We start from the raw sequence: 26,018 nt of genomic DNA on the forward strand, positions 1-26,018 counted from the left end.
GCTAGGACCTACGTCATTCACTTCTCGAGGGATTAATCTCTCGCAACATTAACCATGTCCTGAGTGAATCCTGGTTCCTAATTATTGAAATACGTTTCACACAGTAAAGATTTCAACGACATTAAAAATAACATCTATCCGCAATAAAAGCAACTGTTTTTTAAAAAGAATTTTTATACTTGTCCAAAAACAGCATTTTATTATTTAAACTGACACCAGAAAAGCGTTCATTGCGTAAATTATTTACATAATTAGTATTCGGAACTTTAGTCGAATATAGTTGCCTATAATGAGGCGAGCGCCATTGTCACACATTCCGCTATTTGCCTTAAAACCGTCATATTTTCACTTTCGCGGACGCACATTCTGCTATTCAGCTCTATCAAGTCGTTTTCCTTCGCTTTTTTAATAAATAGCGGAACGTCTGTCACTTTGCTACCTTGAAACTGCCATTTTGGGCATAATAACGGAACGACTGACCAGCTAGGATTTGAACCTTTAACGAATCCACCCGCTTAGCCATATATGTGAACATACCGCTATTTAGAGCTCTAAGCAATAAGAACGGGGCACGGAAAGCAAGTTTGGAAATGAAAACGGCAGCGGCCGCCTTTGTAGACCAATTTTATACTTTACAGGAGTTATATATTCAAGAAAATTCGTTGTAGTAGTTAAATAACCGAGCAAAAGTCGTAATGCCATCTGTTTAGATTTGTAACGGAACTGAGAAACTCTATTTAGTAATAAAACGGTGTTTTAAAACTGTAACGGAACTGTGGAGCGCTATAGGTGATCTTTTCCCTGTCTAGGTAGTGACTTTGAGTAAATAAGGTTTCTCAGTTCCTTTAGATTTTTAGAATAAGCTGATTTCCGTACAATAGCGTGTCTAAGTTCCGTTAGCGTTTTTCAACGGCCTGACAAAATTCCACTTAAATGAACTACGACACCTGCTCGCACCTTACTCGGATGAACCTTGACTCCTACACGAACTGTACTCATTAGCCCAATTAAAAAAGACCGCAATATGCGGTCCTTTTCTGCTAGCCTTCCAAAACAAACAATTTTTTTGTAAGTTCTGCCAATCGATTATCGATTTCCACAATTTCAGTCTTTTGCTTCGTCTGATTACGAAGGTCAAGCAGCTCATTGATAGCTGCATGAACGAGCCTGATTTCACGCTCCACAAGCCTGCTCTGGAAAATACGCTCCAATTGAGCCGCCGTATCCTTATGTTCAAAAATAATACGTTCTCCAGTGCTGGAGCTTTCGATAATTTTGCGAACAGATCCGTTTATATAATGGTATATCATCGTATAATGACTGTAGATTCGATTTACTGTCGCATTGCCTTTGAATGTGGATACTGCTTTGCGCATCACATTCGTCAGCTTTGGCTTAACAAGACGGCATGAAAGCTCGCATACATACGCATGCTTCATTCTTTCGAATGAAAGGCGAACTTCCTCCCTCCCTGCCGTATCGTGAAGAACAAGCTCTTGATTCCCGTTATCAAGCACCATCACTTGCAGTTGAAGCTGCTGCTCCTCCATAAACAGGATAAACTTGGACATTTCATCATGACTTAGTTGCAGTTTGGCGTTTACATACTCAGTGGCTAGCCGTTTAGCCATAAAAATCTCCTCAATTCTTGGAACCTGTATCAGGTCCAGTATCAGCCATTCCAGAAGAACTTGGTTACCCTTTACAGCAAACATACCGTTTTCTAAAAATAGCCTCACTAATATTATACGTGATTAGTACGATGATTTCCTGCGAACCGCTCTCGATATTCAGTCAAATTTCACAAAAAAACGGAAAAATCTTTAACGAAGCCGCTAAATTACGCTGAATCCTCGTCTTTTAAGATGTATATGATGCGATTACGACCCTATGTTGCGATAATTTCGTTAATGATATCCCAAAGCTCATCGCGTCCATGGCCAGTTTCTGATGAAAAGAGGACGACCTTATCCTCCGCATTCATTTGCAGCGTCGTTCTAATTGCCTTCATATGCTTATCCCAGCGCGAGCGCGGCACTTTGTCTGCTTTTGTGGCAATTACAACTGTTGGCACCTCGTAATACTTCAGCCATTCGTACATCAGCTGGTCATCCTTGGTCGGCTCATGGCGGACATCAACGACAAGCAGCTGCAGTTTCAGCTCCTTGCGCTCACGAATATACGTTTCAACCATCTGCCCAAACTTCTCACGCTGCGTCTTGGACACTTTAGCGTAGCCGTAGCCCGGAAAGTCAACCAAATAGACGATATTATTAATGCGGTAATAGTTGAGCTGCTGCGTTTTGCCCGGCTGCGAGCTTGCGCGAGCCAAATTTTTGCGAAGCATCATTTTGTTAATTAAAGAGGACTTGCCGACATTAGAGCGCCCAGCCAGGGCAATCTCCGGCAGATCATCTGCCGGGTATTGCTCTGGCTTTACAGCGCTTATTACAAATTGCGCGTCTAAAATTTTCATTTTTTTACCTGCTTTCTGACGAAACTACTCGGCTGCAATCATAGCATGCTGCAGCACTTCATCCATATGGCTGACCGGCACAAATTCCATCTCGGCACGAATGCTTTCTGGGATTTCCAACAAATCCCGTTCATTTTCTTTTGGCAGAAGCACCTTTTTAATGCCCGCACGGTGTGCGGCCAGCGATTTTTCCTTAAGTCCGCCAATCGGCAGCACGCGGCCTCGCAACGTAATTTCTCCGGTCATCGCTACTTCCTTATTGACATAACGATTAGTAAGCGCGGAAATGAGCGCAGTTGCCATCGTGATGCCTGCTGAAGGGCCATCCTTCGGAATAGCTCCTTCAGGGATATGAATATGAATATCGTTCTTCTCATGAAAATCTGGAGCAATTTGCAGCTCAGCGGATTTGGAGCGGATATAGCTGAAGGCTGCCTGCGCAGATTCCTTCATCACGTCGCCCAGCTTGCCGGTAAGTGTCAGCTTGCCGCTGCCCGGCATAACCGTTACTTCAATGACTAGCGTATCGCCGCCTACCTCCGTCCATGCCAAACCAGTAACGGCTCCGATTTGATGCTCGCTTTCCGCAAGCCCGAATCGGAATTTAGCTGGACCAAGCCATTCCTTCAGAAGCACTTCAGTGACCTCAACCTTCTGCTCGCCATTTTTGGACGATACAAGCAGCTTGGCTGCCTTGCGGCATACGGCAGCAATTTGCTGCTCCAGATTTCGAACGCCTGATTCACGCGTATAATTACGAATAATTTGCAACAGTACTTCCTGTGATACAGTAAGCTGCTCCTCTGTCAGGCCATGCTCCTTTATTTGCTTCGGAAGCAAGTATTTCCGGCCAATCTCCAGCTTTTCCAGCTCTGTATAGCCAGGAATATACAAAACCTCTAGACGGTCAAGCAGAGGTCTAGGAATTTGATGCAGCGCATTAGCTGTAGTAACGAACATCACATGCGACAAATCATAGGGAACCTCAATATAATGATCGCTGAACGTATGATTTTGTTCTGGGTCGAGCACCTCAAGCAGGGCGGAAGCAGGGTCGCCGCGAAAATCCATTGCCATTTTATCAATTTCATCCAGCAAAAATACCGGATTCAAGCTGCCTGCCGTTTTCATACCTTGCATAATCCGTCCTGGCATTGCACCTACATAGGTCCGGCGATGTCCGCGGATTTCCGCTTCATCGCGCACGCCGCCAAGCGAAATTCGAACAAATTTGCGGCCCAGCGACTTAGCAATGGAACGAGCCAGCGAGGTTTTTCCGACACCGGGAGGTCCTACAAGACACAGAATAGGCCCCTTAAGCTTTTGGACAAGCTTCTGAACGGCCAAATACTCCAGCACACGCTCTTTCGGCTTATCCAGCCCGAAATGATCATCATTCAATATTTGCTCCGCTCTGTCCAGGTCCAAATCATCCTCGGTCGTCTCTTTCCAAGGAATCGCTAAAAGCCAGTCAATATAGTTGCGGATAATTCCACCCTCTGCGGATGCCGAAGGCATTTTTTCTAGCCTGTCGATTTCTTTTTTTACTTTCTCCTCAATAGCTTCCGGCATGCCTGCTTCAGCAAGCTGCGCTCTAAGCTCATCCACTTCCCCTGCTCGGCCTTCCTTTTCGCCCAGTTCCTTCTGAATCGCCTTCATCTGCTCGCGCAAATAATATTCCTTCTGCGTCTTTTCCATCTGCTTCTTCACGCGCTGGCTAATCTGCCTCTCCAGTTCAAGCACCTCGCGCTCATTATGCAACAAATCGAGCAGCCGCTCCAAGCGCCTGCCTACATCAACAAGCTCCAAAATATCCTGCTTATCTCTAATCTTAAGCGACAGATGGCTCGTTACTACATCCGCTAGACGTCCTGGGTCATCAATATCCGCTACCGCCGCATAGGTTTCAGGGGTAACCTTCTTGGACAAGGTAATATAATGCTCAAATTGGCTAAGCACCGAGCGCATTAAGGCTGACACTTCCGGATCATCGGATTCCTGCTCTGGAAGCTCCATCGCCATTACCTCATAAAACTGATCATTGTTTAAATAGCTCGTAATTTCAGCACGAGTGACTCCTTCAACCAATACGCGTATCGTCCCGTTCGGAAGCTTCAGCATTTGCCGTATTTTCGCAATCGTTCCGACTTTATAAATATCCGCTTCCGCAGGCTCCTCAATATTGACCTCAGATTGCGAGCAAAGCAAAATCATATGGTCATCAACCATCGCTTTCTCAAGCGCGCGTACCGACTTATCCCTTCCCACGTCTAAGTGGAGCACCATGCTGGGATATACGAGCAGCCCCCGCAAAGGAAGCAAGGGCAGCTTGCGGCTTTTCGCCTTACTATTGCCCATACCAGCACCTCCATTGATGTCTTATATCTGATAGTTTATCATTCCGCTTGATCTGCCTGCAAATAAGGGACATTCGTACGTGAAAATAATTCTGCCCCTTTTGGCAGCAGCATTTCTTCAGAAACGAGATTTTCAAGCGGAAATGCTTGCTCAAACACTTCTTCCAATCGTTCTACAGCGATTACCTTAAGTCCTTCTAAATCAGCAAATACCTCTTGCCAATTTTCTTTAGGAATGACAACTTGAGTGGCTCCGGCTTGAAAGGCTGCTTCCACCTTGGCCAGAACTCCGCCCACCGGCTTCACATTACCATGGATCCCAACCTCGCCTGTCATTGCAAGCTTATTGTCAATCGGCAAGCCTTTAATCGCTGATGTAATAGCTGTTGCCATAGCGATGCCAGCCGATGGCCCGTCGATTGGCGTGCCGCCAGGGAAATTAATATGCAGATCAAAATCTTGCGGACTAAGCCCAAATCTGCGTAATACCGTAAGCACGTTCTCAATTGAGCCCTTCGCCATACTTTTCCGGCGCAGCGTTCTCGAACCGCCGCCGCCTAGCTCTTCCTCATCGACAACACCTGTAATCGTATACTGCCCTTTTCCAGGAGCGACAGCAATGGCGCTTACCTCAATTTCAAGCAGCGTACCCATATTCGGCCCATACACGGCAAGCCCGTTTACAAAGCCAATTTGCGGCTTCTCAGGCACCTTGCGATCCGGCCGAGGCGGTATTTGGCTGCTATTGACTACCCATTCAATGTCGGCTGCCAATATTTTATCACGGTTCTCAGACATCGCAACTCCTGCTGCCAGCTGAATGACATTGACAGCCTCGCGTCCATTGGTCGCATATCTCGTGACAACCTCTATCGCTTCAGGACAAGGGGCAAAGCCAATCTTTTTAACTGCGTTTTCTGCTACCAGAGCAATTTCCTCTGCCAACAGCGGGCGAAAAAATATTTCCATGCATCTGGAACGAATAGCTGGCGGAATTTCTTGCGGCGAACGAGTCGTCGCTCCAACTAGTCTGAAATCCGCAGGCAAGCCATTTTGAAATATATCATGGATATACTGAGGAATATGTGTATCCTCGGAATTATAGTAGGCGCTTTCCAAAAATACTTTCCGGTCCTCAAGCACCTTCAGCAGTTTATTCATTTGCACCGGATGCAGCTCGCCTATTTCGTCAATAAACAAAATGCCCCCGTGAGCTTTCGTTACCGCACCGGGCTTTGGCTGAGGGATGCCTGCAACACCCATTGCGCCTGCGCCTTGATAAATCGGATCGTGCACAGAGCCGATTAAAGGGTCCGCGATTCCGCGTTCATCAAACCGTGCTGTCGTCGCATCGATCTCCGTAAATTTCGCATCAGGCAAAAAAGGTGAAGCAGCATTTCGCTTAGCCTCTTCCAATACTACGCGGGCAGCGGCCGTTTTGCCTACACCTGGAGGCCCATAAATAATAATATGCTGCGGATTGGCGCTGCACAAGGCAGCTTTAAGCGCCTTTAAGCCGTCACGCTGGCCAACGATATCGCTAAGCGATTGCGGCCTTGTTTTCTCAGCTAAAGGCTTTGTTAAAGAAATGGAACGCAGCTTGCGCAGTTTTTCCATCTCTTTGCGTGATTCCTTATCAACAGCTGATCGATTCGTTTTTTGCGTACGCAGCAAGTTCCAAAAATAAAGCCCTATAACGACTGCAAAAAACACTTGAATAATCATTAACACAACACCAAAGTTCATTAATACCGACTCCTTCCATTCGTATAAGCCAATACGTATAATGTCAGTATTCCCTCATAAAAGTGGTAATAATCGTCTTTGGTGCCGTCAAAATAGAAAAATCACCCTTTCGGGTGATTTTAAGGATGCTGCATGCTGGGCAGACAACCGAACTGTCAGCAAACATTAGGCAGTAGTATGATGCTTGCGCCCTGGAATTTCACCGGTGGCCTCATATACGCGTACAATCTCGTCAATTTCTTTCTTAAGCTCGTTTAACAGTTCAGCCTCAGGAACCTTGCGGATCATCTCTCCGTAGCGGAACAGCATACCTTCGCCCCGAGCGCCTGCGATGCCGATATCAGCCTCTCTAGCTTCTCCAGGACCGTTAACTGCACAGCCAAGCACAGATACTTTTATAGGCACTTTAATATTAGAGATATACTCTTCGACCTCATTGGCAATCGAGAATAAATCAATGTCGAGCCTGCCGCAGGTCGGACAGGAAACTAATGTCGCAGCATTCGTTATAAGTCCAAATGTTTTAAGCAGCTCGCGGGCCACCTTCACTTCTTCAACAGGATCAGCACTTAGCGATATCCGCAAAGTATTGCCTATGCCAAGCGACAGCAGCGCGCCGATGCCCGCTGAGCTTTTAATCGTACCGGAATGAAGCGTGCCTGCTTCTGTAATGCCAAGATGCAGGGGATATTTGATAACCTGCGCTGCCTTTGTGTAAGCCTCAATCGCCATAGGAACATCTGAAGCTTTCAGCGAAACAATGATATTGTGAAAATCAAGCTCTTCCAAAATACCGATATGGAACAACGCGCTTTCAACCATGGCATCCGCAGTAGGATATCCGTATTTTTCTAGTAAATGATTTTCTAGCGAGCCGGCATTCACCCCTATACGAATAGGAATGTTCTTCTCCTTGCACGCCTTAACTACCGCTTCGACCTTTTCGCGTCGGCCGATATTGCCAGGATTGATTCTTACTTTATCAATGCCGTTCTCAATTGCCGCAAGCGCCAAACGATAGTCGAAGTGGATATCGGCTACCAATGGGATATGAATGCGTTTTTTAATTTCCTTAATGGCTTCAGCAGCTTCCTTGTTATTGACTGTTACGCGGACAATTTGGCAGCCAGCTTCCTCCAAACGCAAAATTTCGCTGACTGTCGCTTCGACATCAGCTGTTTTGGTCGTGCACATACTTTGAATAATGACTTCATTGCAGCCGCCAATCGTTAGATTGCCGACTTTTACCGCAACCGTATCTTGACGTAAGTACATAAGTAATCTCTCCCATGAACGTCAAAGGGTCCACCCGTCACGATTTCTTCATGAATTCTAGAGTATGCAAGCAAATAAGCCATGCGCCTTTAGAATAAAGACAAGCGGATCACCGCTTGCCTTCAGGTGGAATTCTTTAACTTAATAAACGTCGATTAGGCGCTTTCTTCCTTTTTGCTATCCTTCTTCGCAGTCAACTCAGGCTTAATCTTCTCCTGAACAGCTTCCTCCGTAATAACGCAATTGCTCATTTCCTCACGGGAAGGCGCTTCGTACATTACCTCAAGCATGATGCCCTCTATTATCGCACGAAGTCCGCGAGCGCCTGTATTGCGCTTAATCGCTTCTGCAGCGATCGACTCCAGCGCAGCAGGCTCGAATTCAAGCTTGACGTTATCCATTTCAAGCATTTTCTGATACTGCTTCACCAGCGCATTTTTCGGCTCTGTCAAAATACGAACGAGCGCCTGCTCATCAAGCGGCTCCAAAGTTGAAATAACCGGCAAGCGGCCAACAAACTCTGGAATAAGCCCGAACTTGAGCAAATCCTCCGGTAAAACCATCGATAAATATTCTCCAGCCTTCAAATCCTTTTGTGCCTCTGTGTTGGAATTGAAGCCGATAACCTTTTTGCCGATACGACGCTTGATCAGCTGCTCCAGCCCGTCAAACGCGCCGCCGCAAATGAACAAAATATTCGTCGTGTCAATTTGAATAAACTCCTGATGAGGATGCTTGCGTCCGCCTTGCGGAGGAACTGAAGCAACCGTGCCTTCAAGAATTTTCAGCAGCGCCTGCTGAACGCCTTCGCCAGAAACATCTCGTGTAATAGATGGATTTTCCGACTTGCGCGCTACTTTATCAATTTCATCGATATAAATAATGCCGCGCTCAGCCTTTTCCACATCATAGTCCGCAGCTTGGATCAGCTTCAGCAAAATATTTTCAACGTCCTCGCCCACGTAGCCAGCCTCTGTCAAAGAAGTAGCATCGGCAATAGCAAAAGGCACATTCAAAATTTTGGCCATCGTCTGAGCTAACAATGTTTTACCTGAGCCTGTAGGCCCAAGCAGCAAAATATTACTTTTCTGCAGCTCTACATCATCAATTTTGCTGCCGGAATTGATACGCTTGTAATGATTGTACACCGCAACAGACAAAGATTTTTTGGCAAAGTCCTGTCCGATTACGTAAGAATCAAGAATTGCTCGAATATCCTTTGGTTTCGGAATATCCTTCAGATCAAGCTCTTCCTCGTTGCCTAGCTCCTCTTCTACGATTTCCGTGCAAAGCTCAATACACTCATCGCATATATAGACACCAGGGCCAGCAACCAGCTTGCGAACCTGATCTTGAGATTTACCGCAAAACGAGCACTTCAACTGACCTTTTTCGTCGTTGAATTTAAACATGTACTCACTCCTTTATATCACTCATTTTAAATCTGAGGATGTAATGATTTTGTCAATCAAGCCATAAGCCAAAGCTTCCTCGGCTCCCATGAAATAATCGCGATCCGTATCGCGGTCAATCTTGTCATAAGGCTGGCCTGTACGATCAACATATATTTGATTCAGCTTCTGCTTTGTTTTCAAAATCCAATCAGCGTGAATCTTAATATCCGTCGCTTGTCCGCGAACGCCGCCTAGCGGCTGATGAATCATTACTTCGGCATTAGGAAGCGCAAATCGCTTACCTTTGGCGCCTGCCGTTAACAATAAAGAACCCATACTTGCTGCCATACCCATGCAGATCGTAGATACGTCTGGCTTAATAAACTGCATCGTATCGTAAATGCCCATACCTGCCGTCACAGAGCCGCCAGGAGAGTTAATATACAGATGAATGTCTTTCTCTGGATCGTCAGCCGCTAAAAACAGAAGCTGAGCGATGATTGAGTTTGCAACATCATCGTCGATTGCACTCCCGAGAAAAATAATTCGATCTTTTAGCAAACGTGAGTAGATATCATAGGAGCGTTCTCCTCGATTTGTTTGCTCGACCACTATCGGTACCAGATTCATGCGACCAACCTCGTTTCATTTTCGACTTTGAGTAGCTTCCTTATTGTAACATGCCAGCGTATCAATGTCATTTTCCAATAGTATAGTATACGGCGACAGTTACATGTTATGTACGTAAGTAAAGAGTGTTCAAGTTGCACTTCCATTATGTAGGGTCAAAATAAGGCACGTTATTCACGCGCCTTACTTTGAGTATTGCCAATATTTTATTTTATTTACATCTGTTAGGCAACTGTTTTGCTGTTATCTAGTAAAAACTTAATTGTTTTACGAAGAAGAACATCTTCTTCAAGATTTGCCATATTGCCGTTTTTCTCAAAAATGTCACGAAGCTCTTCAACCGGACGGCTGTAAGACTTGGACAACGTTTCAAGCTCAGCAGCAATATCCTCTTCTGTCGCTTCAAAGCCTTCGGCTTTGGCAATTGCATCCAAAACAAGGTTGTTGCGTACGCGCTTCTCAGCGTCATTGCGCATTTGAGCGCGCAATACTTCCTCGCTTTGACCAGAGAATTGATAGTATAGATCCATATTCATGCCTTGCATGCGAAGACGGTTTTCAAAGTCTTTTAGCATGTAGTCTGTTTCTGTTACGATCATAGCTTCTGGAATGTCAACCTCGCATGCAGCAGTAGCTGCATCTACAACGCCAACCTCGCGCGCTTGCTCAACTTCTTTTTCCTTGCGCTCTTGCAGCTTAGCTTTCAAATCAGCTTTGTATTCTTCAAGCGTATCGAATTCACTTACATCTTTTGCAAACTCATCGTCCAATGCTGGAAGTGATTTGCGTTTGATTTCGTGAAGTTTAACTTTGAATACAGCAGGCTTGCCAGCTAGCTGCTCAGCATGGTAGCTCTCTGGGAATGTAACTTCTACATCTTTATAGTCTCCGAGCTGCATGCCAACAACTTGATCCTCAAAGCCTGGAATAAAGGAATTCGAGCCAAGCTCTAGAGAATAGCGCTCGCTATAGCCGCCTTCGAATTGCTCGCCGTCAACATAACCGTCAAAATCAATAACGGTAATGTCGCCGTTTTCTGCTGGTCCTTCTTCAATAACAGTAAGCTCAGCATGACGCTGCTGCAGATTATTAAGCTCAGCATTTACTTCCTCGTCTGAAACTTCAGCTGTAATTTCTTTAACTTCAAGACCTTTGTAATCGCCAAGTTTAACTTCAGGCTTTACAGTCACTTTTGCTGTAAATTTGAAAGCCTCGCCTTTTGCAATTTGGTTAACGTCGATTTCTGGACGGTCAACCGGCTCAAGATTGTTTTCCTTGATCGCTTGTGTATAAGCATCAGGAAGCATAATATCAATTGCATCCTGGTACAGGCTTTCTACACCAAAACGCGATTCAAACATGCCGCGAGGCACTTTGCCTTTACGGAATCCAGGTACGTTTACTTTCATAACTACTTTTTTAAATGCTTGGTCAAGTGCTTGAGCAACTTTCTCTGCTTCTACCTCAACCTCGATTGAGACAAGATTCTTGTCTATTTTTTCCCATGTTGCTTTCATTTTATGCCTTCCCCTCCAAAAATGCGCATACTACGCATGTTATCACGTTTTATAAACCATTCCATTATAATCAAGATGTACTAGCTTTTCAAGATTGAGATCAAGGTTGATGTTCATCTCCATTGCCTTGAAGCAATACAGCTACCTGCCGTAGCACTCTGCAGGCCTGTTCATAACAAAATCTCGAGCTGTCATTTATTTCGTACAAATCGCGGATTTCATCATCATTGGCCCTTCCGTATACCGTCAAACACAACGTCAAATGCAGCGCTGCAGCAAAACATTGAGTGGATAAAACTTTTTCATCCGCCATTCGAGCGTATGTAGCCGTTCCATAAAGAAATTGCAAGCAGTCCTTCCAAAGCTCCATTGCAAAATAAGGCAGCGTAGGATCGTCCTGCTCGATGACAGATTCAGTTTTTTTCAAAATAGCGAGAATCGGCTCGGGGTACTCGGACAATGACAAAGGCGTGTCCGCAACAGCAAGCGTCACCTTCTCGCCCATCCGCTCCAGGGTAACCGATCGGTCTACGCCTCTGCGCTTCAAGCACTGCAGCGTTTTGAATTGAAGCACAGGATGAATTTGCTCAGACTCCAGCCATTGTATCAACTGGTCATCAATAAGCGGCAAGGACATATAGACTGCACGTTCCAGCGCCAGCAGCTGCTGCTCCAGCATCGGATGATTTTGAATAATATATACGATTTGATTCATATACGCTTCGTCCAGCTGCTCTGACTTCAGCAATTCAGCCCTCAGACGCTCTTCCTCCCCATAAGGGTCGTCATCCGCCTGATCCGCCGTCTGCAGCGCATCCTCTGTCTCATATGCTGGAAACGCCATATTAAGCCACTCAAGCAAGCTCTCCCATTCGGAGTAGTGCACATCATCCTGGCCTTGGCATTGAAGCAAAAAATGAAGCAGGCGCTTGGCTTCCTCGAACTGTTCGGCTTCCAGCATTCTTGTTAATTGAATTTGATATTCATCAAGCATTTTAGGAAATAAATAAATATTATCCTTGTTGTTGTTTGTCTTATCCTTATCGTCTGGAGTTGTAATACTAACACCGCCTTATGACGAAACTCTGTTGTATATGTATTTTGCAATCTCGCGTAAGATTATATCATGCCAGCGTTCAATAAAAAACTATCGGCTAATTTGCGAATTTTTTTAAAAAAGTACTTGCGCAATTATTAATGTCCGTGATATAGTATTACTCATGCGCATTATACATATGTCCCAGTAGCTCAGTTGGATAGAGCACTCGCCTTCTAAGCGAGTTGTCGGGGGTTCGAATCCCTCCTGGGACGCCATTTTAATTAAGAATCAATAAGATTGGTACATATGAGAAAGCCTTGAATCCTTTGGTAAATTGGGGTTCAGGGCTTTTTTGCTATTGGTCTGCTTATGTAAAAAATTACGTCTTCTCCCGAACAAGCCAGTTATTTTGCATAACAAATTTGAAGCTACACATACTGTAAAAGTGTTCAAAATGTACATATTTTCAACACCCTAGAGATGTTTGCAGTGATGCGGCTAAGATTTGGAGCGTGGGATAAGATGGTATTTATAATCACAATTGTAATTGTAGCTCTTTTTGCTATATGGGGGGCTATTGCGCCAGAACAACTGGCAAGCATCGCTAATGCGGCTTACACTTTCTCGATTAAAAACTTCGGCTGGTTTTATTTAATGGCGACACTGTTTTTTCTTTTATTTGCATTTTATCTAGCTTTCAGCCGTTTTGGCAGTATTAAATTAGGCGATGAGGATGACGAGCCTGAGTATTCGACACTTTCTTGGCTGTCGATGCTGTTCAGCGCCGGAATGGGCATTGGGCTTGTGTTTTGGGGAGTAGCCGAGCCGCTCTCTCATTATATATCTCCTCCCGAAGGAGTAGAAGGAGGAACGACAGATGCGGCAAGACTGGCCATGCGATACTCTTTTTTCCATTGGGGGCTGCATCCGTGGGCTATTTACACAATCATTGCGCTGGCACTGGCGTATTTCCAATTTCGCAAAGGCTATAAAGGTTTGATCAGCTCTACGTTTATCCCGTTGTTGGGCGAAAAGGCAGTGGCTGGCTGGCTTGGAAAATCAATCGATATTTTGGCGGTTATCGCCACAGTGTTCGGTGTCGCAACCTCGCTTGGTCTAGGCACATTGCAAATTAACGGCGGCTTAAACCATTTGTTTGGAGTGGAGATTTCTGTTTTATGGCAAATCATAATTATTGTTTTTGTTACCGTCTTGTTCATATTATCAGCAAGCACAGGCTTGGATAAAGGCATTAAGCTTTTGAGCAATACCAACTTAATTATCGCAGTGCTGCTGATGATTTTTGTATGGATGATGGGACCGACCTCGTTTATTTTTGATACGTTTACGACAACGTTAGGGAATTACTTGCAAAATATTGTTAACATGAGCTTGCGGCTTACTCCATTTTCTAAATCAAACTGGATTGGGACCTGGACGCTATTTTATTGGGCATGGTGGATTTCCTGGGCTCCATTTGTGGGCACATTTATTGCCAGAGTATCTAAAGGAAGAACGATTAAGGAATTCGTCATCTTTGTTGCGATTATTCCTAGTCTGTTCGGTTTCATTTGGTTTTCTGTGTTTGGCGGAACGGGGTTGCATTTAGAGCTTTTTGATACTGTCAAATTATCTGAGGTTATTCAGCAGGATACGACACTTGCGTTATTTTTAACGCTTGAGCAGCTGCCCCTTGGAACTATTTTAGCGGTTGTCGCAACAATTTTAATTGTGATATTTTTTATTACCTCTGCCGATTCAGCGACATTTGTGCTCGGCATGCTGACAACAGATGGTAAATTAAACCCGAGTAATAAAATTAAAATTACTTGGGGAGTGCTGCAATCTGCAATTGCGGTCGTATTGCTCATTAGCGGAGGGTTAACCGGGCTGCAAACAGCGTCCGTTGTAGCTGCACTTCCGTTTGCGGTTGTTTTAATTGGAATGTGCCTCTCTTTATTAAAAGCTTTGCAAAAAGAAGATGAAGAGCGACGTAAAAAAGAAAAGTTGCAGCGCCTGAAATTAAAACGTTTGCTGGAGGAAAGTATTGAAGCAGCTAAACAATAGTTAACGGGGAATATGATAATTCAATCTTAATGAATGGCCCATATTCAAATATATAAGGAACAAACACCCAATCACATGATAAATAAACGACATAATCTATCATGTACAAAAACACAGGAGGTGTTTATCTATGTCCGGTATTGCTGGCGATAGTTTCCGTCATAACACAGGTCAAATCCTGGTACTTTTCATTTTGTTAGTCATCATTGTATGCAGCTGCTTTGGCTTTGGAGGTTTCTTCTAAAATAACAATAATGAACTACATTTGCTGGGTGTAACTCAGCCATAATAAAATGCCTCGAAATACTGAAACAGGTTTCGAGGCATTTTTATGTTGTACTATTTTAAATCAAGCTGCAATTTGTTTACTTCGTTTGATTTTTTATGTCTGACAAGCTCTGACACTGTAACAAATTTAAAGCCTCTTGCCTTCAGCTCCGGCAAAATGATTTTGAGCGCTTCAACCGTCTGGTTAGAGCCGTAAACATTATCATGCATAAGCACGATATCGCCGTTACGGGCATTATCTAATACCTTTTTTACGATAAATCTCACTCCTGGAGAGCGCCAATCCTTCGTATCCTGGTGCCATGACCAAAGAATTACGGTATATCCGTTTTCCTTCGCCGCTTGCACAACCTGATCATTTATATGGCCTCCAGGCGGCCTAAACCAGGGGGAAATGCTTCCAGTTAGTTCAAAAATTTTATTTTTTGTTTCAGTAATTTCTTTATTAATTGTGCTGATTGGATAGTTGCGGTCAAAAAATTTATGGCTGTAGCCATGATTAGCAACCTCATGCCCTTCTGTAATTTGACGCTTTATTATATTTTCATTATGTTCAATCCGATTGCCTATAACAAAAAAAGTACCCTTCGCATCATATTGCTGCAGCACATCCAGTATTAAAGGAGTCGTATTGGCATTAGGTCCATCGTCAAATGTGAATGCAATTAGCTTCTCATCCGTATGAACCTCCCACATGACTTCGCCTCGCATTTCGTAATAATCGCGATTTTTTCTTTGAGGACTGCTCTCAAACCCTGACAAAAGTACAACGATTAATATGGATAAAGCTACAATCACTGCTCGCTTTTTATTCAAATGACACCCTCCTTAAAAAATGTAACATATATCTCCGCATATTATGATCTGACGGTTCGTTAATTATCCGATCTTGATTACAATTTCCTGATGATAACGATTGAATAATAATGAGACAAAGCCGCGTGGTATTTGACATAGAACAAGTATGTGCGGTCATACAGTACTTAATAATCAGAATGATTATGAAGGTTAAGGAGTTGTTGCTATTGTCAGATCAGTTCGTGGCTCGATCGCTTGAGGAAATAAGATTTTGGTCGCGGATTATGAAGGAGCATTCTTTATTTTTAAAATTGGGCTTTCGATGCGAGGATACACAATTAATTAATGAAGCCAATCAATTTTACAATGTATTTGAAGGGATTGAAAATCGGGCTAATTCCTTTACTTTAGGTACAGACCCCAGTGTCATTAGAAGGTTCAATGAAGAGGTTTATCATGCGGCCTCTTTTATTTGGGCATTCAAACGAAAGGTTCTGGGGCTAATCGTAACCTGTCAGCTTCCGGGAGCAAATAATTTCCCTTTGCTTGTTGATCATACGAGCAGAGAGGCCAACTATTTTAGAAATCGGCTTGCAGAATTAAATATGGGCAAATTGGAGCCGCTGCCGGATGCCATTATCGATGAGAATGTATTTTTCCTACGAATAATGGCTGATCATGCCAAGTTTATCAGCCATCTGCTCGACCCTTCAGAAAGAAAGCTTATTGAACAAGCCAATAATTTCAGCCATGAATTCGATCAACTGCTATATCAAGCGAGGGATCTTGATTCTATGCGCCCACAATCGCAAACGGTACCGCTTTTGGATCAATTTCTCGATCAAAACCGGGTTTCTGTCAAATCTCTTCGCGATTTTAAGAAAACAGCACGCGACCTGATTGAAGCCTGCCGAATAAAGAGTATTATTCATCCTTTATTAGCCGACCATGTATTTAGGGAAGCAGAGCATTTTCTCGTCATCATAGACATGTTTGAAAATAGTTTAACGGGGAATAATGCTTAGCTTCTGCATTGAGCATCACTCTACAATAATTATTTCAAATGAAATAGGCGTTTGCCGGGAGCATTATAGGATAAATATCCATAGACTGCTATCAAGGTTTATAACAAGATTTAGGAGGCTGTCTATGGAAAATTATCAGCAAATCTGTTGGAGCTGTATGAATAAATATGTTGGCATTCAAACAACTGACGGAGCGACCCATGACGGATTTATTGCACATGTCGACCAGGATTATGTCACACTTGCTATTCCGACCAATGAAATGATGCATCGCTGGTCTGGCATGCCCGCTAATGATGCCACCTTCAGGCAATTCGGCTTTGCTCCGGGCTTTTTCCCGCGGCGCAGATTTATTCACCGCCGCATTCCGTTCCCGCTAATTGCCAGCTTATTTTTGCTGCCATTCTTTTTCTAATCCAGATGCGAAAAACCGGCAAGCTGAGCAGTACAGCCAGGAATAGAAAGGGAAGCACTCCCCAAAATACAAAACGCCAGGACCATTGCTCAGCTATCAAACCAGCCACATAAGGGCCAAGCATGGAAGGAAGAACATACGCTGTACCGAGCGCTCCTAATATTTTGGCACGCAGCTCATCAGGATAGCTTAGTGAAATAGCCGTATATATACATGTATACATAGCGCCTGCTCCGAAGCCCTGCAGGGCTCGTGCGGCAATAAGCACATACATGTTGTCAGCAACAGCTGCTGCAATTAAACCGACGGCAAACAAGCAAATAGCTATCGAAAATAAAATAGCAGGCCCTTTTCTGTCTACTTGGCGGCCAACGACCAAGGTTCCGATAATTTGTGCAAGCAAATAAGCGCTGAATATCCATCCGAATAAATGAAGTCCTTGCAATTCGCCGGCAATAACCGGAGCAACCGTCGTCACGGCAAGCCCCTCGAAGCCGATCGTCATCGCAGCCAAAATAATACCAATCGATAAAGCCAGATAACGGGGACTAAAAATACTTGATGAAGACAATCTCTCTCACCTTCCATCCGATGTAAATATTATTCAGCATCCGGATACTTTCTAAAAAAAGATCTTTACAAACAAAATAAACTGCCGCTTTGACTTTGTCAACTTTTTTCTTTATAATCTCCTTAGAATTAGATTTTAAGGGTGATTGTGATGAATAATAAGCCTTCCCGCGGGAAAGAAGGCGCAGACCGGACAAGAAGATCGATTATAAAGCTGCTTAAACATAATGGTGCTATGGACGCCCATCAGCTGGCTGGTCAGCTGCAGGTTACAGCGATGGCAGTCAGACAGCATCTCTATGACTTGCAGGAGCAGGAAATGGTTGATTATACAGAGGAGCCGCGTGCAATGGGACGGCCCGCCAAAATGTGGCGGCTTACAACTGAAGCGAACCGCTTATTTCCTGACGGTTACGCTGAGCTTACGATCGGCTTGATCGAATCTATGAAGGAAACGTTCGGGGAAGAGGGTCTCGACAGACTGCTTGAGGTTCATAACCGCAAGCTGTCAGACAGCTATCTAAGTATGGTTCAGCATGCCAAATCATTGAAAGTGAAATTAGAGGACTTCGCAAAATCCCGTACAGCCGAGGGCTATATGGCCGAAGTTGTCGAGAATGAAAACGGCTCCTATTATTTCATCGAGAAGCATTGCCCAATTTGCGAGGCTGCCAAGGCATGTACGAATTTATGTAAAATGGAGCTGGAAATGTTCCGTACGGTCATTGGTGAAGGAACTGAGGTTATTAGAGGCGAGCATATTCTTAAAGGGGATAACCGCTGTCTATATAAAGTTACGCCGAACACCAAATCTGACTCATAAATAGTTTTGTATACTAAAGCAGGGTATCCGTTTGATAGAATAACGCTGTCTGCAGCGCTTCCCAAAGGATACCCTTTTCATGCAATTTGCTGTTAATTATGCAAAAAATCGAGGAAGATAAGCTTTGTTTGCTTCCAGCATTTCGTCAAGCAATTTTTTGGCGACTGCAGCGCTCGGCACTAGCGGATGGTGCGTCATCGCGAGCAGCGCGGCAGCGTATTCACCTGTAATTGCAGCTTTAATAGCGAGTGACTCATAGGTTTTCACTGCCTTGATCAGCCCTGTAATCGCTTCTGGGATGTGCTGCGGACGCAATGGCAAAGCTCCTTGCGCTGTCACGACGCAGTTCACTTCAATGCTGGCATCCTGCGGCAAAAAATCCAGTGTGCCGTCATTCTGCACATTCAATGTCTGGATATCCCGTTTATCCGTATATAAGGAGTGCATCAAGTTAACCGCCGCTTCCGAATAGTAGGCTCCACCGCGCTGCTGCAGCTGCTGCGGCTTTTCACTTAGCTCCACATCCTTGTACAGCTCGAACAGTTCCTTCTCCACCCGGCTCACGACATCCGCTCTAGTTTCATTTTTTTCATGAAGAGCCAATAAATCAGCATACATTTCATCTTTCATATAAAAATACTTCAAGTAATACGTTGGCACTGCCCTCAGGGCCTGCAAAAATTCTCGGTCCCAATCAAGCGCAGACACATTAGCCGCCACATACTCCTGCTCGCCTGACAGCAATTCCGGCAGCTTATCCACGCCATTAACGTAAGCTGCAGTTACCCAGTGCAAATGGTTAATGCCGACAAACTCCGCTAAAGCCTGGTTCTCCTCTACTTTGTACATTTTCGATAAAAACTTCAGAAAATTAATAGGAGAATTGCACAAGCCTATCGATTTGACGTTGGAATATTTGTGCACGGCTTCAGTAACCATCCCAGCAGGGTTTGTAAAATTAAGCAGCCATGCTTGCGGCGCCAGCTCCTCTATGTCACAGCAAATATCCAATATAACCGGAATGGTGCGCAGCGCTTTAAACATGCCGCCTGGACCAGTCGTTTCCTGTCCGATAACGCCGTGAGCAATCGGTATATGCTCATCCTTGCGTCTTGCCTGCAACTGTCCGACACGCATTTGTGTCGTTACAAAATCAGCGCCCTCTATCGCTGCACGCCGATCTAGCGTAAGCTCCACCCGAATGGGCAAGCCGGCTTTCGCGATCATTCGTTTGGCCAACGCTCCTACGATATCAAGCTTTTCTTTTCCTTCGGCAATATCAACAAGCCATAGCTCCTTAATCGGCATTTCATTATATTTATTTATCAACCCTTCTACCAGCTCTGGCGTGTAAGAAGATCCTCCGCCAATAACTGCAATTTTCAAGTGTTTTTTCTGCATCCTGTCCGCTCCTTATTTCCAAAATAGCTTTATTCAAATTTAATTGCTCGCAGCGCTGCGTCAATCTCTGCAGTAATAACTGCTCCGCCACCTTCCATTGCGCTCATTACAGCACCTATAACAGGCTCCACATCCAATTTGACGATCGATGCCCGCGGTGCAACACGGGTTACAGCATCTTCTATCGCTCGCACCATATGAAGCGTCTTGCCTTTTGTTAAAACACTGCCTGCCAGAACAACATCAAAAGCTTCAGCCTGCATATTTAAACGGCGTATAAGCGCGTTTACCGCGTTGCCATGCTCATCGCCCGCTTCTTTCAATATGGAAATAGCCACCTCATCCCCGCACTCCGCCGCCTCAAACACGAGCTTGGCAAGCTCTAATGGAGGATAGATTTGATGATCAAGCATATGATGGTACATTTGTTCAACTGTTGCGTAGCCCAAATGCTCGGGCACCAAGCTGCTCAGCAGCGTTGGACGCTGTTCGCGGCCATCCCAGGCGCGCACCGCGCTGCGGAACGCATGAACAGACAAGTCCGCTCCTGCCCCCTGCCCATCGCCATACAAATAGCCAAAGCCGCCATATTGCAATTCTTCGCCATGTTTGTTTCTTGCAGCGCTGTTAAAGCCTGTTCCGCTTATAACAACCGCTCCATACGCTCTTTTCGTGCCTGCCCTCATCGCGATCATCGTATCGCATGTTAAACTATAAGCAGGAAACCCTATCGATTCTATTAATGGTCTTAAAATTTTATAGTCAGGCTCTCTGTCCGCCCCTGCCAGTCCGAAATAAGCAAAAGCTACATCTTCTTTGACAGCGCCTGCAGCTTGCAGTGCTAAATTACAGGCCTTAACAATATTAACTTTTGCCTCTTCATATTTCACCTGATGATTGCCATTGCCCGTCATGCCTTGGCCAATCAACTCCCCTTTATTGTTCGTCAATACAGCATGAGTTTTACTGCCTCCAGCATCGATGCCTAAATACATCACGTTACTCCCCTCCTGCTAATAGCAGGCCGGCATTCATCAAATGCCAGCCTGCCCAATTAATACGGACTACATTGTCCTACTCTATAAATTCCATCAATTTAAGCCATACCTTCACAGCTTCAGCCCTTGTAGCATTGTCAGCAGGCGCGAATCGATTCTGTCCTTTGCCTTGCATAATTCCAATTCTGCTTACTTCAGCAACCTCTTGCTTCGCCCAAAACGGGATGCTTGACTCATCCGCGTATGAAGCTTGATCGCTTGTGCCGGCTTGCTCGGACAAACCTTTAAGCCTAATAATTCTGCCCAAGATCACCCCCATTTCAGCGCGGGAAATATTAGCTTGGGGCTGGAAGGTGCCGTTGCCGTACCCTTGCACCAGTCCCGCTTCGAGCGACTGGGCTACCGCCTGCCTAGCCCAATCGCTAATGCTTGCTTCATCTGAGAAGGTCAAGCTGCGCTTGCTGGCAGGCAAATCCAGCGCTCTAGCTGCTACAACTGCAAATTGCTCCCTTGTAATAGCCCGATCAGGCTGGAAGGTGCCATTAGGGTAGCCTTTAAACAGGCCGCTCTGTAAAGCCTTTTTAATAATAGCTTCCGCCCAATGCTGCTTAATATCGCTAACATCAAATTTTGGAACTTCCTGATCGTCTATTTCTTCAAGGTCTTCATCTCCGTCACCATCGCCTGGCTCCTCTTTAACTGGCTTTTCCGGCTGCCAGGTGCCTGGCACATTGTTCAACGTCGTAACGAGCCGCACATTGCTTGCTTCGGATTGGTTGCCAGCTGCATCATAGGCAATAACAGTGTAAGCATATTGCTTTGCTGGCAGTAGGCCTGTATCTTTAAATTCATGACTAGCAACTGTTGTAATTTCTACGCCGTCACGGAAAACTTTATACCCTTTTACCCCTACATTATCAGTCGAAGCCAGCCATTTCAGCTGAATCGTCGAGCTAGAAACTGCATTAGCGTAATCAATAACCGGTTTAGCAGGCGCTTCATAGTCAACGATTGCCGGTGTCCACCAATTCCCTGATGCAACGATCATGCTGAGCAGCCGGATATTGTTGCTGAAATAAACCTCATCCTCTGTTTTTGGCGCAGCATTGTAATCCCACAACTTGTTGAGCCATTGCTGATTGGATTGATCAATCATTGCACTTACCATAAATGGGGCAGAGAACGTAAGATCCTCCCATTCTGCCAGCTCCGTGTCGCCGTCAAGCGTATATCCGCTTCTTATATTCGAAGGCGTATGATCCGTTTTGGCGCGAATCCAATTATTCATAGTTGTCAGCTGTTCTAGTGCACGTTTCTCGCCAGATATTAAATAATCTGTGCCCAGTCTCCATGGTGTTCTCGCAGAGTTGTAATAATAATCTCCGTCATTTTCGGATTCTAAAAACCAAGGCGGAGCAGGTATAAAGGATTGGCCATCTTTAATAACAAAGTCCGGAATAAGCCCTGTTTCTGTGCTATGAGTCTTAAATAGACTGTTTAATATGGCATACGTCTGGTCTATCACTTGATCCCAGCGCTTATCACCGCTTACGAGGCGGTAATCCTTCAAATGCTGCGTCATCCAATCGGAAGGGCGAGTAGCGCTTGCCCACTTGCCGGAAGTAGCCCAATCCGCAATGCGCAGTGTCCAATCCGTCTTATTGACTTCTGCGTCCATAATCGCGTTAATTAACTTTTTCGCTTCATTCAAGTAATGAACATCGCCCGAGCTTCCCCACTGGCTGTGAGCCAGCAGCAGCGCATAGGCAATATCCATATCGCCGTCAGTAGCTGAATCTACTCCATTGATATCAATAATCGCAGTTCCTGTATCCCCTTGCTGCCAAGCCATTAAATTTGGATTGATTTCGCTTGGATGAGCCTTGAAATAACGGAACATAGCATCAAAATCATCGCGTGTATCCTCTTCCAGACCTGCCATTAGCGCTAATATGAGCATGCCGTAGCCATGTGCTTCGGATACCGTAATCGGCATATAAGTCATGCCGGTTTCCTCATCCGTTTCTTCCTCAAACCAGCTTCCGTCTGAATACCAGACATACTTTTGCGATGCGTCATATGGATTTTCAGTTAAATATTTGTTTTTCCATTCCTGGAATAAGCGTAAAACCGTTGCATCCATCTCCGCTTGCGAGATATGATTCGGCTTGATGCTATTGCCTGCATAATCGGTATGCTGCGGAAACGGCCTGTTTAGACCAGTACTGGATGGCTCTGTATTTGTCCTTACATCAATGCTGTTGCTGGCCATGGATTCCACATTCTCAGGACTGTAAGCCGTAACATGATAGAGGTAATTCGTATCTGGACTTAGCCCTGAATCCGCATAGGCTGCTGCACTCGCTGGCAGGTTGGCAATTTTTACGCCGTCACGATACAGATGATACCCGGAAACTTCTACGTTTCCTGATGGAGCTGCCCACTTCAAATTAACTTCAAATTGAGAAACCGCCGTTCCGGACAAATCAGTTGGCGCTGAAGGCGGCTCCAGCTCCACAGGCCCGTCAATTGTCGTTACTTCCACGCCAATTGAGTTCATTCTGGCGCCAACAGCTTTTATAACAAAATCATATTTTTTTGAGGGGTTCAGCTGTGGGACAACCAAGCTGTAATCTGCCATATCCTGTTCAGCAGCAATATACTCGCTCCAATGAACGGCAAGCTTGTCGTTTTTCTCGTAGATGCGGTAGCCTCTAATTGGTTCATCGCTGCTTTCAGGCGCGGACCAGGTTATCGTTGCTGCTGTTCCGTCTACTTTTACTGCCGCATTTGCTGGCGCGTTCGGCTTTAAATCAGTACGTTTAATACCATAGGAATCATATTTAAATAGGCCTTTGCCGACTGTACCCTCCTTTTCTTCATCAGCAACCGCAGCTGTGAAAGAATCAAAGGACAGAACATCACTAGTAACGGACACATCGATAAACATTTTTTTGAATGGCTGCTCGTTAATATTGGCAAAGAAATGATCATAGAGAATCGGATTTCCGTTCTCGTCCTTTTTAATAACTGGATTCCAGTTTTCATCAAATTCATGCAAATATTCTTGCTTCGTATAAAATTTATTGCCAAGTGCATTCGGCATTAAATAAATCGTTCCTTTAGGATTAACGGCATGGCCATTTCCATCAAATGTCAGTTCATCCTCAGGGATAACCTTATTTCCATACATCTGGAAGGATCGCATATACATATGGTCATGGGCTTCAAACACCATATCAATACCGAGCTCATCAAAAACAGGAATCAAATGCTGACGGTAAAATTGAACACGTTCGTCCTCGTAAAGCGCAGAATTATCGCCAGAGGCGTATGGGCTTTTGTGAAACGAAACAAATTTCCACTTTTTATCCGATTTCGCCACTGTATGCTTCATCCAATTAACTTGCGCTCTAAATTCCGGATCTTCCCAATCAATATCCTTGCCATTGGATGCCAATCCGCCTTCATATTGTGAATTAAACACGATATAAAGAGCGTCACCGTACTCAAAAGAATATACCGAGCCTTCATGAGTGCCTGCTACTACTTGCCGCGGTACATTGAAATGATGATAAAAATTGCTGTTGTCCGTCGTAACGTCCCCATCATAATCATTGACCTCATGCCCGCCCAGCACAGGCACGAAAGGCACATGCAGCAAGGAATCCTCTGCTACCTGAAGCATCCATTGCCACTGCGTCTCCAGATCGCCATTGTCCACTAAATCTCCAGCCGAAATTAAAAATTTTGGGCTCCCCATATATTGAACAGCCTTTCTAAACGTATCGCCCCATGCTTCGAAATTGGAAAGGCTGGAGGCCTGTGAATCAGCCCCTACAATAAAGCGGTAATCCTGATGCTCAGCGGTATCTGTCGTAAAAGAGCCGACCTTGCTCCACGAACCACTCTCTCCATTACCTAGGCGATACCGATATGTAACCCCTGGCTCAAGACCATCGGCAATGACCTTGTGGCTTACAAATGCCGTTCGCTTATCTGTTTGACGATCACCGGCGACCAAATAGGTGTTTACAATTTCTTCTGTTCCGCGAAATACTTTGGCACCGGTATCAGGAAATACATCGCCAGTTACTTTATCAGCCTCGATCACTTCCGCTACTGTAGGAGTCATTTGGTCGGTATACCATGCAAAAGCAATACTCGTTCTCGGGTCACCATTGAAAGCCATGTTTACGAGCCTCGGCTTATTAGGCGATTCAGCCAAAGTAAAGGACCAGGTAAAATCACTAATAAGAGCTGCTCCTTCTATACCCTGCACATTTTCTTTCATTATCGTTATCGTATAAGTTTCTCCATAGTCAAACTGAGGTGTATGGATGATCAGACGCGACTTATTTGCCTCATCAATAGTTGCATATGTTCCGCTAACAGCTTCATCGCTTCCATTTACGACTTGAATGCCGTTATCAAGGAGTGTGATTTCCTTATTAAAAACGACTGCGACCTCTGTATCTTTGTTCACTTGCTTGTCTTGATGAGCTGGCGTTGTGCTGACAGCGATCAGCGGCTCGATCACTTCGCCGAGCGCGTTTCCTTTGATAATGACATTATCGATCGTGCTGACTCCCCATTCGCCAAGCTCCCTTTGCGGGTTTGCTGCAGCAGCCGATTGAATGACCCAGCGAATATAAACCTGCTCCTGATCGCTCATCCATTCCGGCAGTTTCTGATCAACAAGCCTGCAATCATCGGAATTGCAGCTGCTTGAAGGCGGCAGCACTACATCTTTCACCTTCGTCCAATGGATTTGATCTGTACTTACTTCTACAGCAAAATCCTTCGGCCCGGAGTTACCGGAGCGTTGCTCGGAGGATAATGTAATATTGTCGAAATTCTTAGTAGATAGTGTAACGAGCCAATACTTTGTATTAATGCCTTCTCTCCAGTCAACATACCCCGTATTCCCTGAAGCGGAGTCATATTTGACATTACCGATAACCGTCATTTGGGCAAGATTGCGATATAATCCGCTCGTGGCACCGGCTAGCCGATTTTCATTCACAATGCCGCCCTGCGACATCCAGGCTGCAATCGTATGATTGCTGCCAGTGCCGGATTCGGCACTGACATAGTTTTTGCTGGTTACAAACAGGTTCGACAGCAGCAGCATAGCTGCCAGCAGTATCGCTATTCCCCGCTTATTTGATTGATTGAATCTGGGCATTATTTTTCTCC

At 44.9% G+C, this 26,018-nt stretch carries 18 protein-coding genes and 1 tRNA gene; 5 read left to right on the forward strand and 14 right to left on the reverse strand.

The annotated features are described in order from the left end of the window. Positions 1 to 1,040: 1,040 nt before the first annotated feature. From V1L65_RS00355 to V1L65_RS00395, 9 genes are all read right to left on the reverse strand, one after another. Positions 1,041 to 1,631, reverse strand: a complete 591-nt coding sequence (locus tag V1L65_RS00355; RefSeq protein WP_331697055.1) for a non-ribosomal peptide synthetase module — start codon at positions 1,629 to 1,631, stop codon at positions 1,041 to 1,043. Between the two features lie 257 nt (positions 1,632 to 1,888). Continuing rightward, complete coding sequence (gene yihA, locus V1L65_RS00360) at positions 1,889 to 2,476, reverse strand: ribosome biogenesis GTP-binding protein YihA/YsxC (protein ID WP_331697056.1); 588 nt, start codon at positions 2,474 to 2,476, stop codon at positions 1,889 to 1,891. Positions 2,477 to 2,500: 24 nt separating this feature from the next. Next, a complete protein-coding gene (lon, locus tag V1L65_RS00365) occupies positions 2,501 to 4,834 on the reverse strand; it encodes an endopeptidase La (protein WP_331697057.1) in 2,334 nt (777 codons plus the stop codon). A 38-nt stretch (positions 4,835 to 4,872) separates the two neighbouring features. Continuing rightward, the gene (lonB, locus tag V1L65_RS00370; RefSeq protein WP_331697058.1) at positions 4,873 to 6,579 is read right to left on the reverse strand and encodes an ATP-dependent protease LonB; all 1,707 of its coding nucleotides are present in this window, start codon (positions 6,577 to 6,579) and stop codon (positions 4,873 to 4,875) included. A 165-nt stretch (positions 6,580 to 6,744) separates the two neighbouring features. Then, positions 6,745 to 7,854 (reverse strand): flavodoxin-dependent (E)-4-hydroxy-3-methylbut-2-enyl-diphosphate synthase, encoded by a 1,110-nt coding sequence (gene ispG, locus V1L65_RS00375; protein ID WP_331697060.1) that lies wholly within the window; start codon positions 7,852 to 7,854, stop codon positions 6,745 to 6,747. 155 nt (positions 7,855 to 8,009) lie between these two features. After that, entirely contained in the window at positions 8,010 to 9,266 is a 1,257-nt protein-coding gene (gene clpX, locus V1L65_RS00380; RefSeq protein WP_331697061.1) for an ATP-dependent protease ATP-binding subunit ClpX, read from the reverse strand. 21 nt (positions 9,267 to 9,287) lie between these two features. Further along, on the reverse strand, positions 9,288 to 9,878 hold the full coding sequence (gene clpP, locus V1L65_RS00385) for an ATP-dependent Clp endopeptidase proteolytic subunit ClpP (RefSeq protein WP_331697062.1): 591 nt from the start codon (positions 9,876 to 9,878) through the stop codon (positions 9,288 to 9,290). A 224-nt stretch (positions 9,879 to 10,102) separates the two neighbouring features. After that, a complete protein-coding gene (gene tig, locus V1L65_RS00390) occupies positions 10,103 to 11,395 on the reverse strand; it encodes a trigger factor (protein WP_331697063.1) in 1,293 nt (430 codons plus the stop codon). Positions 11,396 to 11,495: 100 nt separating this feature from the next. Beyond that, positions 11,496 to 12,389, reverse strand: coding sequence for a hypothetical protein (locus V1L65_RS00395; protein WP_331697064.1), 894 nt, complete (start codon positions 12,387 to 12,389; stop codon positions 11,496 to 11,498). Between the two features lie 243 nt (positions 12,390 to 12,632). On the opposite strand from V1L65_RS00395, the gene V1L65_RS00400 reads away from it, so the two are divergent. Both V1L65_RS00400 and V1L65_RS00405 read left to right on the forward strand, forming a co-directional pair. Continuing rightward, positions 12,633 to 12,709, forward strand: a tRNA-Arg gene (locus V1L65_RS00400). 247 nt (positions 12,710 to 12,956) lie between these two features. Beyond that, positions 12,957 to 14,501 carry a glycine betaine uptake BCCT transporter gene (locus V1L65_RS00405; protein ID WP_331697065.1) on the forward strand — a complete coding sequence of 515 codons (1,545 nt, stop codon included), beginning with the start codon at positions 12,957 to 12,959 and terminating at the stop codon, positions 14,499 to 14,501. Positions 14,502 to 14,840: 339 nt separating this feature from the next. Here the strand turns inward: V1L65_RS00405 and V1L65_RS00415 are convergent, their stop codons facing one another. Then, positions 14,841 to 15,605 (reverse strand): polysaccharide deacetylase family protein, encoded by a 765-nt coding sequence (locus tag V1L65_RS00415; protein WP_331697067.1) that lies wholly within the window; start codon positions 15,603 to 15,605, stop codon positions 14,841 to 14,843. 209 nt (positions 15,606 to 15,814) lie between these two features. Here V1L65_RS00415 and V1L65_RS00420 point away from each other — a divergent pair, with 209 nt between their 5' ends. Then, positions 15,815 to 16,612: a DUF2935 domain-containing protein gene (locus V1L65_RS00420; protein WP_331697068.1), complete on the forward strand. Its 798-nt coding sequence runs from the start codon at positions 15,815 to 15,817 to the stop codon at positions 16,610 to 16,612. Between the two features lie 124 nt (positions 16,613 to 16,736). After that, entirely contained in the window at positions 16,737 to 17,027 is a 291-nt protein-coding gene (locus V1L65_RS00425) for a phosphatidylinositol kinase (RefSeq protein ID WP_331697069.1), read from the forward strand. On the opposite strand, the gene V1L65_RS00430 is transcribed toward V1L65_RS00425, so the two are convergent. Next, positions 16,963 to 17,598 (reverse strand): MFS transporter, encoded by a 636-nt coding sequence (locus V1L65_RS00430; protein WP_331697070.1) that lies wholly within the window; start codon positions 17,596 to 17,598, stop codon positions 16,963 to 16,965. The two genes, V1L65_RS00425 and V1L65_RS00430, sit on opposite strands and share 65 nt — an antisense overlap. Before the next feature lie 150 nt (positions 17,599 to 17,748). Here V1L65_RS00430 and V1L65_RS00435 point away from each other — a divergent pair, with 150 nt between their 5' ends. Next, complete coding sequence (locus V1L65_RS00435; RefSeq protein WP_331697071.1) at positions 17,749 to 18,420, forward strand: helix-turn-helix transcriptional regulator; 672 nt, start codon at positions 17,749 to 17,751, stop codon at positions 18,418 to 18,420. A gap of 96 nt (positions 18,421 to 18,516) precedes the next feature. Here the strand turns inward: V1L65_RS00435 and V1L65_RS00440 are convergent, their stop codons facing one another. The 3 genes from V1L65_RS00440 to V1L65_RS00450 form a co-directional block, all read right to left on the reverse strand. Further along, entirely contained in the window at positions 18,517 to 19,821 is a 1,305-nt protein-coding gene (locus V1L65_RS00440) for a 6-phospho-beta-glucosidase (RefSeq protein WP_331697072.1), read from the reverse strand. Positions 19,822 to 19,850: 29 nt separating this feature from the next. Then, the gene (locus tag V1L65_RS00445) at positions 19,851 to 20,816 is read right to left on the reverse strand and encodes an N-acetylglucosamine kinase (RefSeq protein ID WP_331697324.1); all 966 of its coding nucleotides are present in this window, start codon (positions 20,814 to 20,816) and stop codon (positions 19,851 to 19,853) included. 79 nt (positions 20,817 to 20,895) lie between these two features. Then, positions 20,896 to 26,007, reverse strand: coding sequence for a glycosyl hydrolase family 8 (locus tag V1L65_RS00450; RefSeq protein ID WP_331697073.1), 5,112 nt, complete (start codon positions 26,005 to 26,007; stop codon positions 20,896 to 20,898). Positions 26,008 to 26,018: the final 11 nt, after the last annotated feature.

It is taken from the genome of Paenibacillus sp. IITD108 (assembly GCF_036541265.1).
Taxonomy (GTDB): Bacteria; Bacillota; Bacilli; order Paenibacillales; family Paenibacillaceae; genus Pristimantibacillus.

Bases quoted from the DNA above. Each gene is read 5' to 3' on its own strand.
- V1L65_RS00435 (WP_331697071.1), top strand. From the start codon at position 17,749: ATGAATAATAAGCCTTCCCGCGGGAAAGAAGGCGCAGACCGGACAAGA.
- V1L65_RS00395 (WP_331697064.1), bottom strand. From the start codon at position 12,389: ATGCTTGATGAATATCAAATTCAATTAACAAGAATGCTGGAAGCCGAA.
- lon (WP_331697057.1), bottom strand. From the start codon at position 4,834: ATGGGCAATAGTAAGGCGAAAAGCCGCAAGCTGCCCTTGCTTCCTTTG.
- clpX (WP_331697061.1), bottom strand. From the start codon at position 9,266: ATGTTTAAATTCAACGACGAAAAAGGTCAGTTGAAGTGCTCGTTTTGC.
- V1L65_RS00405 (WP_331697065.1), top strand. From the start codon at position 12,957: ATGGTATTTATAATCACAATTGTAATTGTAGCTCTTTTTGCTATATGG.
- tig (WP_331697063.1), bottom strand. From the start codon at position 11,395: ATGAAAGCAACATGGGAAAAAATAGACAAGAATCTTGTCTCAATCGAG.
- V1L65_RS00355 (WP_331697055.1), bottom strand. From the start codon at position 1,631: ATGGCTAAACGGCTAGCCACTGAGTATGTAAACGCCAAACTGCAACTA.
- V1L65_RS00425 (WP_331697069.1), top strand. From the start codon at position 16,737: ATGGAAAATTATCAGCAAATCTGTTGGAGCTGTATGAATAAATATGTT.
- ispG (WP_331697060.1), bottom strand. From the start codon at position 7,854: ATGTACTTACGTCAAGATACGGTTGCGGTAAAAGTCGGCAATCTAACG.
- V1L65_RS00440 (WP_331697072.1), bottom strand. From the start codon at position 19,821: ATGCAGAAAAAACACTTGAAAATTGCAGTTATTGGCGGAGGATCTTCT.
- clpP (WP_331697062.1), bottom strand. From the start codon at position 9,878: ATGAATCTGGTACCGATAGTGGTCGAGCAAACAAATCGAGGAGAACGC.
- lonB (WP_331697058.1), bottom strand. From the start codon at position 6,579: ATGAACTTTGGTGTTGTGTTAATGATTATTCAAGTGTTTTTTGCAGTC.
- yihA (WP_331697056.1), bottom strand. From the start codon at position 2,476: ATGAAAATTTTAGACGCGCAATTTGTAATAAGCGCTGTAAAGCCAGAG.
- V1L65_RS00445 (WP_331697324.1), bottom strand. From the start codon at position 20,816: ATGTATTTAGGCATCGATGCTGGAGGCAGTAAAACTCATGCTGTATTG.
- V1L65_RS00450 (WP_331697073.1), bottom strand. From the start codon at position 26,007: ATGCCCAGATTCAATCAATCAAATAAGCGGGGAATAGCGATACTGCTG.